A 14,181-nucleotide genomic window follows, 5' to 3' on the forward strand; every position below is an offset into this window, starting at 1 on the left:
TCAGTCGCTCCTTTCCCTCGGGTCCTCGGCAAGGCCGGGCGTGATGCCCGCAGTGCGGATCGGGCCGTCCCGCAGGCCCATCCGCTCGGTTCCCGGAGGCAGGGACATCATGCGCAAGAGGTAGAAGGTGCCGGCGCCGAAGACGAAGAAATAGACCACGATGAACGCCACGAGCGAGGTGGCGACCGCCGGGGCCTCGAGCGGCGAGAGGCTCTCGGAGGTGCGCAGGTGGCCGTAGACGGTGAAGGGCTGGCGGCCGACCTCGGTGGTGATCCAGCCCGCCAGCACGGCGACGAAGCCGGCCGGCCCCATCGCCACGGCCGCGCGGTGCAGCGCCGGCCAGTCGTAAAGCCGCCCCTTGTAGCGCGCCCAGAGCGACCAGAGGCCGAGGCCCGCCATCAGCATCCCCAGCGTCACCATCACCCGGAACGACCAGAACACGATGGCGACCGGCGGCTGGTCCTCGCGCGGGATGGTATCCAGCCCGTCGAGCGGCGCGGTGAAGGAATGCTTCAGGATCAGGCTGGAGAGATAGGGGATCTCGACCGCCCAGCGAACGGTCTGCGCCTCCTGGTCGGGCAGGCCGAACAGGATCAGCGGGGCGCCGTCGGGGTGGCTTTCGAAATGGCCCTCCATCGCCATGACCTTGGCCGGCTGATGCTCCAGCGTGTTCAGGCCGTGCATGTCGCCTGCCAGGATCTGGATCGGCGCCACGACAAGGATCATCCCCGTGGCCATGGAGAACATCCGCCGCGTGGCCGGGTTCGTGCGGTCGCGCAGCAGGTGCCAGCCTGCCACCCCCGCCACCACCAGCGCTGTCGTCAGATAGGCCGCCAGAACCATGTGGACGAGCCGGTAGGGGAAGGAGGGGTTGAAGATGATGGCCCACCAGTCCTCGGGCAGGAACTGGCCGTTCTCGCCGATCGAGAAGCCCGCGGGCGTGTGCATCCAGCTGTTCACCGACAGGATCCAGGTGGCCGAGATCAGCGTCCCCAGCGCCACCATCGCGGTCGCGAACATGTGGAGCCCGTCGCCGACCCGGCGGCGGCCGAAGAGCATGATCCCGAGAAACCCCGCCTCCAGGAAGAAGGCCGTCAGGACCTCATAGGCCATCAAGGGCCCCACCACCGGCCCCGCCCGGTCGGAAAAGACCGCCCAGTTGGTGCCGAACTGATAGGACATCACGATCCCCGACACGACGCCCATGCCGAAGGCCACGGCAAAGATCTTCTTCCAGTGGTTGAAGAGGGTCAGGTAGGTTTCGTCCCGCGTCCGCAGCCACAGGGCGTTCAGCATGGCAAGATAACTCGCCAACCCGATGGAAAAGGCGGGAAAGATGATGTGGAACGACACGGTGAAGGCGAACTGGATCCGTGCCAGGAGTTCGGCGGTCAGCATGCTGCCCTCGGGTTGCCTGGATGGTCGAGGGGACTCTAGTGCGCGCGCGGCGCCGACAAAGCCGATCACGAGACTTTGCACATGCAGCGAGACTGCGGCCGGCGCTTGACTTCCGCCCCGCGCCCGTCAGGCTGGGTTAATGGCTAATCCAAGATAAGGAAATCCGGGCGATGTGTGACATCTGCGTGACCGAGGCGGTGAAGGAGCGGATGCTGTCGCGCCGCGGGTTCTTCACGGGGGCTGCCGCCGCCGGAGTGGCCGCGGCAGGCGTGGCGAGCCATGCGCCGGCGGCGCTGGCTCAGGGACACGGCACCGTCGAGGACCTGACCCACGAGCTGCACGAGGGCTTTCCGACCTTCTTTGGCGATCAGCAGTTCTTCTTCGACCAGAAGTTCACCTTTGCGGAACACAGGTTCAACCTGGCCGAGCTTCGCGTCAACGAGCACACCGGCACCCATGTCGACGCACCGCTGCATTTCTCGGCCGATGGCCTCAGCGTCGCCGAGATCCCGGTCGGCAATCTCGTGGTGCCGCTCTGCGTCGTGGACATCGCCGCAAGGGCAGAGGACGATGCCGACGCGCAGGTGACGCCCGACGACCTGAAGGCCTGGATCGCCCGGCATGGCGAGATCCCTCCGAACGCCTGCGTCGCCATGCATTCGGGATGGGCGCGGCACGTCACGACCGAGCGCTTCCGCAACGCCGACGCCGAGGGCACGCAGCACTTTCCCGGCTTCCACGTCGAGGCGGCACAGATGCTGCTGGAGACGGGGGCAGGTTCGATCGGCGTGGACACGCTGTCGCTGGATCGCGGCATCGCAACGGATTTCGCGGCGCATTATGCGTGGCTTCCCGAGGGCAGGTTCGGGATCGAGTGCCTCGCCAACCTTGACCGCATGCCGCCGGTCGGCGCAACTCTGGTCATCGGCGCGCCGAAGCACCGGGGCGGCACCGGCGGTCCCGCCCGCATCATCGCGCTGATCTGATCCCGTGCCGGCCCCGCCGGGGGCCGGACCCATCCAGAGGTGTCCATGGCCACAGTCCGGCTCCTGACAGACGAGGAAGCCGCCGCCGATCCCCGTGTGGCGGCGGTCTTTGCCGACATCCGCGAGACGCGGAAGACCGACTTCATCAACAACTTCTGGCGCGCGCTGGCGAACCAGCCCGAGCAGCTCGAAAGCACATGGCAGCGGCTGAAGGTGGTGATGGCGCCCGGCGCCCTCGATCCGCTGACCAAGGAGTTGCTCTACATCGCCGTTTCGGCGACGAATGGCTGCTCGTATTGCGTCCATTCCCATACCGCCGCGGCGCGTGCCAAGGGTCTGACCGACGCGCAGCAGGCCGAGTTCCTTGCCGTCCTCGGGATGGCCGCCCAGACCAACCAGCTGGTCACCGCGCTTCAGGTGCCGGTCGACCCGGAATTCCAGGTGCAGACATGACCGATTTCGCCATCATCGCTTCCCGCCTCGGTGGCCCCGAGGTCCTGGAATGGGCCGAGCGACCGGCCGGCCGGCCCCGCCCCGGCGAGGTGCTGCTGCGCCAGACCGCGGTGGGCCTCAACTTCATCGACGCCTATTTCCGCTCGGGCCTCTATCCGTGGCCCGGGGCGGAGCTGGTGCCGGGCGGCGAGGCCGCGGGCGTGGTCGAGGAGCTGGGCGAGGGGGTTGCAGCCCTCTCGGTCGGCGATCGCGTGGCCTATACGATGCCGAACGGCGCCTGCCGCACGCGGCGCGTCGTGCCCGCGGACCGGCTGGTGAAGCTGCCCGATGAGGTGTCCGACGAGGTTGCGGCCTCGGTGATGCTGAAGGGGCTGACCGCGCAATACCTGATCCACTCCAGCTTCCGGGTCGAGGCGGGGCACACGGTCCTTGTCCATGCCGCGGCGGGCGGGGTCGGCCAGCTTCTCGGTCAGTGGCTGAAGGCGAAGGGCGCCACGACCATCGGCACCGCCGGCGGCCCCGAAAAGGTCGCGCTCGCACGCGGCAACGGCTACGACCACGTGATCGACTACGAGGCGGAGGATTTTGCCGAGGCGGTCCGCGTCCTCACCGACGGACGCGGCTGCGACGTGGTCTATGACTCGGTGGGCAGGACCACGTGGCGCGGTTCGCTGAAAAGCCTGCGCCAGCGCGGCAGTTTCATCTGCTTCGGCCAGTCCGCGGGGCCGCTCGACGACTTCCGCTTCTCGGATCTCGCGGCGGGAAGCTTCACGGCGAACCGACCGTCGCTCTTCCACTACATCGCCGCGCGCGAGGAACTCGAGGCGCGGGCAGCCGATCTCTTCGCCATGATCGGCTCGGGAAAGCTCGTGCCGCAGATCGGCCAGCGCTTTGCACTGAAGGACGCGGCCGAGGCGCATCGCGCGCTGGAGGGCCGGCGCACGACCGGCGCCACCGTCCTGCTGCCCTAGCAGCAGGGTCCGGGCAGCGCGCGGCCGCCCGGACGGTCCGCCGTCAGCGGACGATGTGGATGATCTGCCGGTTGCTCGGCTCGACGATCACCGGCACGCCGTTCACGTAGCTGTAGGCATAGGCGCTGTCGGGGATCGGCGTCAGCGTCACCGTGTCGGGGATGCCCGCGCCGGTCACCACCTCGCCCTCCAGCCAGACCGGCTCCACCGGGTTCTGCCGGACGAAGGTGACGGTGGTGGTGTCCGGCGGATCCAGCGCATCGCCGCCTGCCATGCCGATCACCCCGCCGATCAGCGCGCCCACCGGGCCGCCGATTGCGGCACCCGAGGCCGCACCGGCGGCGCCGCCGGCGATCACGCTGCCGCTGTCGTTGTCCTCTTCATAGGTCATCGTCTCGTAGGTGATGCGGGGATCGCCCGAGGCCAACGGCACGGCCGTGTTCTCGACCGACATCGCCAGATAGTCGCCGGCGGCCCAGCCCGAGGCGCCGGCGTGGTTCACGCGGCACCACTTGGCGCCCTCGACGCAGCCTTCGACCATCACCATCGTGTCGGCCGGCACGACGCCGACGATCGCGTAGTTCGAGCCGGGACCCGAGCGGAGGTTGAGGTCGGTCACCGGACGGGCCTCCTGCACCTGGGCGGAGGCAGCCCCGGCGATCAGCGCAGCAGCCGCGGAAAGCCAGAGGGTCGAGTTGCGAATCATGTCCTGTCCTTTCGGATGGGTTGAAGTCAACAGCCTTTCGGCAAGCGGCCTCCAACGGTCTTCCGGCGGGGAAGTTCCTGATGTCGCAACGAAGTTGGTCTTTCGGGCAGGTGGAGAGGCGCTCAGCCCGTCACGGGCCGCAGGTGCGGGCGGATACGCGACAGCACCTCGTAGGTATCCTCGGGGACGCGGACCCAGGGCCAGCCGACGGAGGCGGAATAGGCGCTCCATGCGGCATGGGCGTCCTCGGGTGCGACGAGGCAGTCGCGCAGGCTCAGCGCCTGGCGGATCCTGCGCACGAACTCCCTCCGGCCGTCGGGCACGGGCACGGGGCTGCCGGGAAAAATCAGCGTCTTCACCTTCGTTCGCTCCTCGGATCGTCCGAGACGCCCTGCAAGCTTCGCGCCTCGTGCCGACCTGCTCGCATCCTTGTGAGATGCGGATCGCCATGATGCGCTGATGCTCCTTTCCGAAAGGTATCGCCATGCGACCGGTGAGCCCGCAGCCCGCGCGATGCCGAGGCCCCGCTGCCCGCAAGTCAGGCGAGGAGATAGCCGATTGCCGCCGCCGCATGCAGCAGCGGAACGCGGAGCGCCGGATCGGCAAGGGCGCGGTGGAAATCCGGCGCGTCCGGCAGCGAGTCGGCCGCCCGCTCGTAAAGCGCCACGGCTGGCGCGTTGCCTCCCATCGAAGACGCATAAAGCAGCCCGTCGATGCCGGGGAAGGCCGCATGGAACGCCCGGCTCCAGCGGCGCGCGCGGGCCTTCGGCCCCGAGGCGATGGCGGCCGAGGCGCCGGCGCGGGTCGGCCAGAGGCCGGTCAGGTCCAGCAGGTGCAGAGGGCGCCGCGTGCGGAACACGGCAAACCATGGAAGGCGACCGCCCGTGTCGATGATCCGGGTTTCCTGGAACACTTCGGCCGCGCAGACCGCAAGCGCCCCCGGCGCGGCCGCGCCCGCCGCATAGAGGATCCCGCGGTCCTGCACATGGGCGGCGCCGGTTCCGTCCGGCAGGTGGTGATCGAACCGGCCGCTGCCGGGCCCCCAGTGGCGGAAGCTGTTCCAGTCGACCGGATGGTCGCCGCCGCGCAAGAAGATCCGCGCGAGCGGGGTTGCGGTCGCGAGCACCCGGATCTCCGGCCCGACGGCCGTCAGCACCGCCGCGGGTGGCGGCTCGGGGAACTTCGGCATCAGATCGCGGCGGCGAGATCGCGCACCGGCCCCGGATCATGCCCTGCGGCCAGCCAGGCGGCGGGGGTCAGGCTCTGCCCCTCGGCATCCTCGAGATCCGCCTGCGGCGTGGTGAAGAAGGCCGCCACGATGACGGGCGCTGCGTCGGGCCGGATCGCCCGCAGCACGCCGCGCAGGCCGGGCAGCTCACCCTCGGGCGTGAACTGGAAGCCGGGGATGCGCCAGCCCCGCTCGTCGCCCCGCCGGATGCCGAGGATCGTGCGCTCGCGCAGCCGCTGGCGCAGGCGGCTTGGATCGACGCCCAGCCGGTCCGCCGCCTGCGCCAGCGGCAGGGCGGTCTCGGCCAGAACCGCATGGCGCGCGGCAAGGGCCAGCGCGGGCTGGGGATCGGCCTCGCCGCCCGCCGCGACGCCGACCGAGGCCAGCGCCGCGCGCTCGGCCACCGACAGCGGCTCGGCCCGGTCGGGCGGCAGGATCTCGTGGCCGTGGGCCTCGAGATAATCCCCGGCGGCCCGCGCGATCCGGCCCTCCAGCCCGGTCAGGTGGAACTTGGCCAGCGTCGCGCGAAGCGCGTCGAAATCCTCGATCCGGCGGTCGATCTCTCCGGGCATGGCTGCCTCCGTTTCCTCACGCAAATGTAGTGCGTGAGGGTTCGTGAGTCAATCTCCGCGCAGGAGCGCCATGAACGCCGGCCAGGCCTCGAGATCGGCGACGGTCTTGTCGCGGCAGAACGGATTGCAGAAGCCGAAGGTCCGGCCGCCGATCTCCATCAGGTCGGACACAGGCTTGCCGGAATACGGGCACAGCGCGTTCTCGGGTGTTCCCTCGGCCACTGCGCGGGCCGGAAGCGGTGCGGGCCCGGGCCAGGGCCGCTGCGGATGATCGCGGCGGTAGGTCTCCTGATCGGGCCCGTCCACCAGCGCCATCGCCCGCCAGCGGCGGAACGAGGGATGCCGCAGATGGGCCGCCACATAGGCGGCGGCCTCCGGCCCCACCGGCAGCCCATAGCCGGCGATGCGCGCAGCGACCGGGGAGAAGACGGCGTCGGCCGCGCTGTAGGCGCCGCAGAGCCAGTCGCCGGTGGACCCGCAGCGGCGGCGGGCATCGGCCCAGATCGCCTCGATCCGGTCGAGATCCGCCCGCACCGCCGCCGGCGGGTCGCAATCCGCGTAGCTGACGCGCAGGTTCATCGGGCAATGCTGGCGCAGCGGCGCGAAGCCTGCGTGCATCTCGGCCGCCAGCGCGCGGGCCACGGCACGATGCGCGGGATCGGCGGGCCAGATCCCGGCCTCCGGGTGGCGCGAGGCGAGTTCCTCGGCAATCGCCAGACTGTCCGCGACAACGGTCCCCTCGGGCGTCCGCATCACCGGAACGGTGCGGGCCGGCGGAAACTCGGCCAGCAGCGCCGGCAGCGCGTCGCTGTAGAGCCGGGCGGTCCGCACCCGGACCGGCAGCCCGAAGGCGTCGAACGGAAGCCAGCCGCGCAGGCTCCAGCTGGAATAGGCGCGGTCGCCGATGGCAAGCTCGTAGGTCATGGGTCACCTCCTGTCCTGCCGAGCCTAGGCCGGTCGCCGCAGCGCGCCAAATGGCCTTTTCTGAAGCGCCGCATCACCATGGTCGATGCATGGCGCTGCCGCCGAGGCCACTGGAAGTGTCGCGGCCGGCAGGGCATATCTCGTGCGGGACGCGATCCGGCCCGGCGGAGGGAACCATGAGCAAGACGATCTACATCCTGAACGGGCCGAACCTGAACCTGCTCGGCCAGCGCCAGCCCGAGATCTACGGCCGCGACACGCTGGCCGATGTCGAGCGGCGCTGCAGCGCGCTTGCCGCCGAGAAGGGCTTTGCCGTCCGGCTGTTCCAGTCGAACCACGAGGGCGAGATCATCGACCGCATCCACGAGGCGCGCGAGGCCGCCTGCGGCATCGTCATCAACCCCGGCGCCTACACGCATACCTCGGTGGCCATCCTCGATGCGCTGAACGCCTTCGACGGCCCGGTGATCGAATGCCACATCTCGAACGTCCACAAGCGCGAGGGCTTCCGCCACCATTCCTATGTCAGCCTTCGGGCGGACGGGGTGTTGGCGGGCTTCGGCACGGAGGGCTACGAGCTTGCGGTCCGGCGGGTCTGTTCGCTCTGCGCGTGACGCAGGGTCCGGTCCTCGTTTCGCTGCGACGGATGATCTGGCGCAAACCGTTCCACCGTGCAGGCGCCTAATCTTTCGCCGACCGCGGCCGGGACGGCCGGAGAAGGACGAAGAATGACCGACAAGAGCGACGAACTGGCCCGCATCCTGAGCCGGAGGCACCGGGCCCGGTGGTGGATCTGGCCGCTGGTGATCGTCGCCGTGCTGACCCTTGGCAGCGGGGTCTGGTTGGCCCGGCGCGGCTCGGCCGAGGTCGTGGCCTATGTGACCGAGCCCGCGACGCGGGGCGGGCTGACCGTGACGGTCACGGCCACCGGCACCGTGCAGCCCACCACGCAGGTCGAGGTCTCGTCCGAACTCTCCGGCACCATCGCCACGGTCGACGTGGACTACAACGACGAGGTCGAGGTGGGGCAGGTGCTCGCCCGTCTCGACGATACCAAGCTCAAGGCGCAGCTGGCCAATGCCGAAGCCTCGCTTGCCGCCGCCAGGGGCCGGCTGGAACAGGCACGGGCCACCGCACGGGAGGCTGCCGAGAACTACACCACGCGCTCGGCGCTCGACCGGCGGGGGGTCTCGGCGCATCTGGACCTGATCGCGAGCGAGGCGCTGCACCTTCGGGCGGAAGCCGAGGTCAAGATCGCGGCGGCCGACCTGACGCTGGCCGAGGCCAACCTTGCCGTGCAGCGGGTGGATCTGGCGAAGGCGGTGATCCGCTCGCCGATCCGGGGGATCGTGCTCGACCGCGCGGCCGAGGTCGGCCAGATCGTGGCCTCGTCGCTGAACACGCCGGTGCTGTTCACGCTGGCCGAGGACCTGACCCGGATGGAGTTGCGCGTGGACATCGACGAGGCCGACATCGGCCGCGTCCGGGTGGGCAACCGCGCGACCTTCAAGGTCGACGCCCATCCGGGCCGGAACTTCTCGGCCGAGATCGTGCAGGTGCGCTATGCGCCCGAGACGACCGAGGGGGTCGTGACCTACAAGGCCGTCCTGACCGTGGACAATGCCGAGCGCCTGCTGCGCCCGGGGATGACCGCAACCGCCACAATTGTCGTGGCCGAGGTCGAGGACGAGGTGCTGGTGCCGAACGCCGCCCTGCGCTTCGCGCCGCCGCAGGCCGTGCGGGGCGGCGGAAGCGGCAACCGGGGCGGGGGTCTTCTGGGTCTGATCATGCCGCGTCCGCCGCAGCCCGCCGACGCGCCCGACCGCGACGCGGGCCCGGCGGTCTGGGTGCTGCGCGGCGACCAGCCGGTCGCCGTGCCGGTGACGGTCGGCGAGACGGATGGCCGGCGCACCGCTATCGGAACGGATGCAATCGCGCCGGGCGACGCGGTCATCACCGACCAGCGGGAAGCGGGCTGATGGCCGGGACCCCGCTCATCGCGCTTCACGGCATCAGCCGGATCTATGGCGCGGGCGAGGCGGAGGTGCGCGCGCTCGACGGGGTGGACCTGTCGATCCGCCGCGGCGAGTTCGTGGCGATCATGGGGCCTTCGGGCTCGGGGAAATCCACCGCGATGAACATCATCGGCTGCCTCGACCGGCCGACGAAGGGCAGCTACCTGTTCAACGGCACCGATGTCTCAGGGCTCGACCGCGACGGGCGGGCGCTGCTGCGCCGGCATTTCCTGGGCTTCGTGTTCCAGGGCTTCAACCTGCTTTCCCGCACCACCGCGCTGGAGAATGTCGAGCTTCCGCTGATCTACAAGGGCCTGCCGCGCGCCGAGCGCGAGGCCAAGGCACGGGCGGCGCTGGCGAAGGTCGGCCTTTCGGGGCGCGAGCATCACGATCCCTCGCAGCTTTCGGGCGGGCAGCAGCAGCGCGTCGCCATCGCCCGGGCGCTGGCCGGAGATCCCGAGGTGATCCTGGCCGACGAGCCGACCGGCAACCTCGACAGCCAGCGCTCGCACGAGATCATGCAGCTTCTGCAGGCGCTGAACCGCGAAGGGATCACCGTCGTCATGGTCACGCACGAGGAGGACATCGCCGCCTATGCCGGCCGTCTGGTGGTCTTCGCCGACGGCAGGCTCGCGCGGGACGAGCCGGTCAGGGCGAGGGCCTGAGATGCTGTGGGAAACCGTCCGCCTCGCCTTCATCGCCATCATCCGCAACAAGCTGCGGTCCTTCCTGACCGTCCTGGGCGTCGTCATCGGCGTGGCTGCCGTCATCGCCATGGTCACGGTGGGGCAGGGCTCGTCGGCGCAGGTCTCGGCCAATGTCGCAAGCCTCGGGACCAACGTGCTGATCGTGCGGCCGGGCAAGCGGATGATGGGACCGGGCGTGCGGGACACGGCCCCGGCCTTCACCCTGCGCGACGTCGAGGCGCTCGAGGAACTGGCGGTGATCGAGGCGGTCGCGCCGACAACCTCGACCACGCAGACCGTGGTTTACGGAAACGCGAACGTCACGACCTCGATCACCGGATCGTCGAGCGCCTACATCAGCGTGGCGAACTGGACGCTGGCCGCCGGCCGTGGCTTCACGCTGGCCGAGGAACGGCAGGGAGCCGCCGCCTGCATCCTTGGCGAGACGGTGCGCGAGAAGCTGTTCGGCTCGGCCGATCCGCTGGGGCGGACGATCCGGATCAGGGCGATCTCCTGCGACGTGGTGGGCCTGCTTGCCGCCAAGGGGGCAGGGTCCTTCGGGCAGGACCAGGACGACCTTGTGCTGATGCCGATCCGCACCGTGCAACGGCGGCTGGAGGGGGACCAGGACGTCGCCGGCATCTCGATCGCGCTTGACGAAGGCGTCTCCTCGGCCCGCGGCATCCGCGAGATCACCGCCCTGATGCGCGAGAGGCGGCGCATCGGGCCGGGGGACGAGGACAACTTCTCGGTCACCGACATGAAGGAGATCGCCTCGATGCTGACCTCCATCAACACGGTGCTGGCGGGGCTCTTGTCCTCTGTCGCGGCGGTCAGCTTGCTGGTGGGCGGGATCGGCATCATGAACATCATGCTGGTCTCGGTGACCGAGCGCACGCGCGAGATCGGCATCCGCCTTGCAGTGGGCGCGACCGCGGGGCAGGTGCTGACCCAGTTCCTCGTCGAGGCGATGGTGCTTTCGGTGCTGGGCGGGGTGATCGGCATCGGGCTGGGGCTGGGCCTCGCCTTCGCGGCCTCGCGCTACATGATCATCCCCTTCACACCCGATCCCATGGTCGTCCTGCTCGCCTTCGGCTTCTCGGCACTGGTGGGCGTGGTCTTCGGCTTCTTCCCCGCCCGCAGGGCCGCGCGGCTCGACCCGATCGAGGCGCTGCGGCACCAGTAGGCCGAGGTGCGGCGATCGGTCGGCGGGGTGCGCCGCCGCGGCCCTTCCCCAGCCGCGTCCGACGCCGCATCATGCCCGCGATGGAAGACACGGGGCATCCCACGCCGCAGGGCATCGGCCATTCCACCAATCTCGTGGGGCGCCCCGCGGAGTGGCTGGCAAGCTGCGCCTTCAACGAGGCGCCGGTTCCGCTTCACATCTGGGGCGTGGTCGAGATGAACCGCAGCCTGTTCGGCATGCTGGAGCAGGCGGGCGACCTTGCCGAGGCGGCCGAGGCCTTCCACTGCTACATGATGGCGCTGTTCGGCCTCGATCCCGAACAGCGCGCCTCCGGCGCCGGCGGCAGGCGCTTCCGCTCGTCCTTCCTGCGGCTGATCCAGGGCTGGAACTTCGACAGCAACAGCCCCGAGGGCGCCGTCCTGAAGGGGTGGGTCGAGAGCCGCTTCGGCCTTTGCCCCTGCTTCCACAAGGGGATCATCGAAAGCGTGTCGGATGCCGCCTGGGCCGGCTATGTCGAGGAAAAGATGTCGAGCCTCTTCCACAACAATGCGATCTGGATGCAGCTCGACCTGCTGTTCGAATTCTGCCAGTGGTCCATCCGGCGCTTCGCCTTTCCTGGCCAGTCGCATGTCACGCTCTATCGCGGGATCAACTCGCTGAACGAACACCGGATCCTCGAACGGACGTCCCGGCGCGAGGCGGTGATCCGGCTCAACAACCTCGTCTCGTTCACCTCCGACCGCGACATCGCCGGCTGCTTCGGCGACAGGATCCTGTGCGCGCGGGTTCCGCTGTGCAAGGTGCTGTTCTTCAGCGGCCTGCTGCCGTCGCACCTGCTGCGGGGTGAGCGCGAGTTCCTTGCGATCGGCGGCGACTTCCGGGTCAGCGTGGACTATGTCTGACGAAAGACCCCCCGGTCTCGAGGACCGCGCGCTTGCGGCCTATCTGGGCCTTGCGGTCGGCGATGCGCTGGGCGCGACCGTCGAGTTCATGACCCGGAGCGAGATCGCGGCCCGGCACGGCGTGCACCGCGAGATCGTGGGTGGCGGATGGCTGAAGCTTCGCCCCGGGCAGGTGACGGACGACACGGAGATGTCGCTGGCGCTGGGCCGCTCGCTGATCCGGAAGGGTGGCCTCGATGCACGGGACCTGTGCGAGGAATTCGCCGGCTGGCTGAAGTCCGGCCCGGTGGATGTCGGCAACACCTGCCGGCGGGGGATCCGCCGCTTTCTGGTGCACGGCACCGTCGAGGGGACCTATTCCGACGGCGATGCCGGGAACGGGGCAGCGATGCGCGTCCTGCCCGTGGCGCTCGCGACGCTGGGCGATCCGGGCCGGGCGGAAGCCTGGACGCTGGCGCAGGCCCGGGCCACGCATCATCACCCGCTGTCCGATGATGCCTGCCTGGCGCTCGTGCGCATGACACAGGGCCTGCTGCACGGGCAGGGCAAGGACGCGGTGCGCCGGGTGGCCGAGGATCTGGCGGCGAGGCACAGGGTCTTCCGGCTCGGCCCCGGCCCAGGCCAAAGCTCGGCCTATATCGTCGATACGATGCAGACCGTGCTGCACCACTACCTTCGCGCGGAGTCGTTCGACGACTGCCTTGTCGGGACCGTGAACCAGGGCGGCGATGCCGATACGACCGGCGCTCTGGCGGGAATGCTGGCGGGCGCCACCTACGGCCTCGGGGGGATCCCCGCGCGCTGGCTGGCCGCGCTCGACCCTGACGTGGCCGAGGCCATCCGCGCGCAGGTGCCGCGGCTGCTCGCCCTGTCGGCGGGTGCGGCGGGCTGATCCCGCGTCAGCCCAGTCGCGCCGCCAGATCGGCCTTGCGGGCGATCATCTTGTCGGCCAGCGCCGGGCGGCCGCCGCTTTCCATGATCACGGCGCGGATCGCCTCGTCGGGAATGCGGGTGACCAGCCCGACCGAGTCGCGGATCGCGTCCGGCCTCATGTCGCCGAACAGGCGCATGGCGTGCGGGTTGTCCGGATCGCTGCGCAGCCTGTCGAGTTCGGCGACCGAGGTGCCGAACGCGCGCCCCTTCGGGTCGCCCTGCGCCCGGAACTCCAGCGCACCGCCGACGTCGAGCGTCGTCACGATGCCGCGGACGAGGCCCTGGTTCTCGCCGCCGAAGCCCGCGGCATCCCAGTTCGCCGTCCAGGCATGCACGGCCAGCCAGCGCTGGGCCTGACGGCGCTCGTCTTCGGTGAACCGCGCCACATGGCGTCGTGCAAGGTCCACCAGCACCGTCGCGACCTCGTCCGGTGCCCTCGTCGGCACATAATGCAGCGTAGGGGCGCCGGCCAGCTGGTAGAGCCGCGCCGCGATCCGCTCGTTCAGCGCGTGGCTGGCGGTCTCCAGCGACTTTACATAGAACCGTCGGCCGCCGGCGTCGCGGTAGATCCCGGCCGGGGTGCTGCCCATGCCGGTGCCGACCTTCTCGAGGCTTGCGGTGTCGAGCCGGTCGGCCTCGGCCATCGGCAGGGTGCGCCTCACCACCGCGAGCTGCCCCGGGGTCTCGATGGCGCCCGGTCGGGCACGACGGACGGCCCGGATCGCCTGCCCGGGATCCTCGCCGAGTTCGACCAGCAGGCGGGCCGCCATCATGCCCGCCCGCCCCAGCCCGCCCCGGCAATGCACGACCACGTCGGCGCGGTTGCGCAGCAGCGTGCGGATGTCGGACCCATGCGCCTCCCACAGGGCTTCGAAGGCGTCGGTCGGAACCGAATAGTCGGCGATCGGCAGGTGCAGCCAGTCGAGCCCGCGCGCCCTGACCTCCTCGCCCAGCTGCGGCACCTTCAGCGTGGCAAGCTCCGCAGGCTCGACCAGCGTCAGCACCAGCCGGGCGCCCCAGCCGGCGATGACGTCGAGATCCGCCGCCAGATCCCGCGCCCAGGCCCCGGTGGCCGCGGCGCGATCATGCTTGCCGGGGCAGAACGTGATCCCGATCCGCCCGTGACAGGCGGTCGCCCGCACCTCGGCGATCTGGAGGGGATGTGTCTGGCTCGTCCGCACCACGGCAACCTCATACCCGCTGATCCTGCAAGCGGCATAG

General features: G+C 70.1%; 15 protein-coding genes and 1 pseudogene. 9 read left to right on the top strand and 7 right to left on the bottom strand.

Annotated elements, in window-relative coordinates; all coding sequences use genetic code 11:
- Entirely contained in the window at window positions 1–1,398 is a 1,398-nt protein-coding gene (locus CK951_RS18455) for a cytochrome ubiquinol oxidase subunit I (RefSeq protein ID WP_096787678.1), read from the bottom strand.
- A 170-nt stretch (window positions 1,399–1,568) separates the two neighbouring features.
- On the opposite strand from CK951_RS18455, the gene CK951_RS18460 reads away from it, so the two are divergent.
- Genes CK951_RS18460 through CK951_RS18470 form a run of 3 tightly spaced genes read left to right on the top strand, consistent with a single transcriptional unit; the run spans window position 1,569 to window position 3,808 of the window.
- Complete coding sequence (locus CK951_RS18460) at window positions 1,569–2,384, top strand: cyclase family protein (protein WP_096787679.1); 816 nt, start codon at window positions 1,569–1,571, stop codon at window positions 2,382–2,384.
- 45 nt (window positions 2,385–2,429) lie between these two features.
- Window positions 2,430–2,837, top strand: coding sequence for a carboxymuconolactone decarboxylase family protein (locus CK951_RS18465; protein ID WP_096787680.1), 408 nt, complete (start codon window positions 2,430–2,432; stop codon window positions 2,835–2,837).
- A complete protein-coding gene (locus CK951_RS18470; protein ID WP_096787681.1) occupies window positions 2,834–3,808 on the top strand; it encodes a quinone oxidoreductase in 975 nt (324 codons plus the stop codon). The genes CK951_RS18465 and CK951_RS18470 overlap by 4 nt, the downstream gene beginning before the upstream one ends.
- A 43-nt stretch (window positions 3,809–3,851) precedes the next feature.
- Here CK951_RS18470 and CK951_RS18475 read toward each other — a convergent pair whose 3' ends face one another.
- The 5 genes from CK951_RS18475 to CK951_RS18495 all read right to left on the bottom strand — a co-directional run bounded on the left by CK951_RS18475 (window position 3,852) and on the right by CK951_RS18495 (window position 7,238).
- Window positions 3,852–4,514 (bottom strand): DUF1236 domain-containing protein, encoded by a 663-nt coding sequence (locus tag CK951_RS18475; protein ID WP_096787682.1) that lies wholly within the window; start codon window positions 4,512–4,514, stop codon window positions 3,852–3,854.
- A gap of 122 nt (window positions 4,515–4,636) precedes the next feature.
- Complete coding sequence (locus CK951_RS18480) at window positions 4,637–4,873, bottom strand: hypothetical protein (RefSeq protein WP_198402473.1); 237 nt, start codon at window positions 4,871–4,873, stop codon at window positions 4,637–4,639.
- Between the two features lie 179 nt (window positions 4,874–5,052).
- Complete coding sequence (locus CK951_RS18485; protein ID WP_096787683.1) at window positions 5,053–5,703, bottom strand: hypothetical protein; 651 nt, start codon at window positions 5,701–5,703, stop codon at window positions 5,053–5,055.
- The gene (locus CK951_RS18490; protein ID WP_096787684.1) at window positions 5,703–6,314 is read right to left on the bottom strand and encodes a hypothetical protein; all 612 of its coding nucleotides are present in this window, start codon (window positions 6,312–6,314) and stop codon (window positions 5,703–5,705) included. The genes CK951_RS18485 and CK951_RS18490 overlap by 1 nt, the downstream gene beginning before the upstream one ends.
- A 48-nt stretch (window positions 6,315–6,362) precedes the next feature.
- The gene (locus CK951_RS18495; RefSeq protein WP_096787685.1) at window positions 6,363–7,238 is read right to left on the bottom strand and encodes a glutathione S-transferase; all 876 of its coding nucleotides are present in this window, start codon (window positions 7,236–7,238) and stop codon (window positions 6,363–6,365) included.
- A 176-nt stretch (window positions 7,239–7,414) separates the two neighbouring features.
- On the opposite strand from CK951_RS18495, the gene aroQ reads away from it, so the two are divergent.
- From aroQ to draG, 6 genes are all read left to right on the top strand, one after another.
- Window positions 7,415–7,852, top strand: a complete 438-nt coding sequence (gene aroQ / locus CK951_RS18500) for a type II 3-dehydroquinate dehydratase (RefSeq protein ID WP_096787686.1) — start codon at window positions 7,415–7,417, stop codon at window positions 7,850–7,852.
- Window positions 7,853–7,966: 114 nt separating this feature from the next.
- On the top strand, window positions 7,967–9,217 hold the full coding sequence (locus CK951_RS18505) for an efflux RND transporter periplasmic adaptor subunit (protein ID WP_096787687.1): 1,251 nt from the start codon (window positions 7,967–7,969) through the stop codon (window positions 9,215–9,217).
- On the top strand, window positions 9,217–9,918 hold the full coding sequence (locus CK951_RS18510) for an ABC transporter ATP-binding protein (RefSeq protein WP_096787688.1): 702 nt from the start codon (window positions 9,217–9,219) through the stop codon (window positions 9,916–9,918). Before CK951_RS18505 ends, CK951_RS18510 begins: the two co-directional genes overlap by 1 nt.
- A gap of 1 nt (window position 9,919) precedes the next feature.
- Complete coding sequence (locus CK951_RS18515) at window positions 9,920–11,125, top strand: ABC transporter permease (RefSeq protein ID WP_096787689.1); 1,206 nt, start codon at window positions 9,920–9,922, stop codon at window positions 11,123–11,125.
- A gap of 80 nt (window positions 11,126–11,205) precedes the next feature.
- Window positions 11,206–12,027 carry an NAD(+)--dinitrogen-reductase ADP-D-ribosyltransferase gene (locus CK951_RS18520; RefSeq protein ID WP_096787690.1) on the top strand — a complete coding sequence of 274 codons (822 nt, stop codon included), beginning with the start codon at window positions 11,206–11,208 and terminating at the stop codon, window positions 12,025–12,027.
- Window positions 12,020–12,919, top strand: a complete 900-nt coding sequence (draG, locus tag CK951_RS18525; RefSeq protein WP_096787691.1) for an ADP-ribosyl-[dinitrogen reductase] hydrolase — start codon at window positions 12,020–12,022, stop codon at window positions 12,917–12,919. The genes CK951_RS18520 and draG overlap by 8 nt, the downstream gene beginning before the upstream one ends.
- A 682-nt stretch (window positions 12,920–13,601) precedes the next feature.
- Here the strand turns inward: draG and CK951_RS21445 are convergent.
- Window positions 13,602–14,165 (bottom strand): annotated as a pseudogene (locus CK951_RS21445) (cyclin-dependent kinase inhibitor 3 family protein); the annotation flags it as partial.
- Window positions 14,166–14,181: the final 16 nt, after the last annotated feature.

Source organism: Rhodobacter sp. CZR27, from assembly GCF_002407205.1.
GTDB lineage: Bacteria > Pseudomonadota > Alphaproteobacteria > Rhodobacterales > Rhodobacteraceae > Cereibacter_A.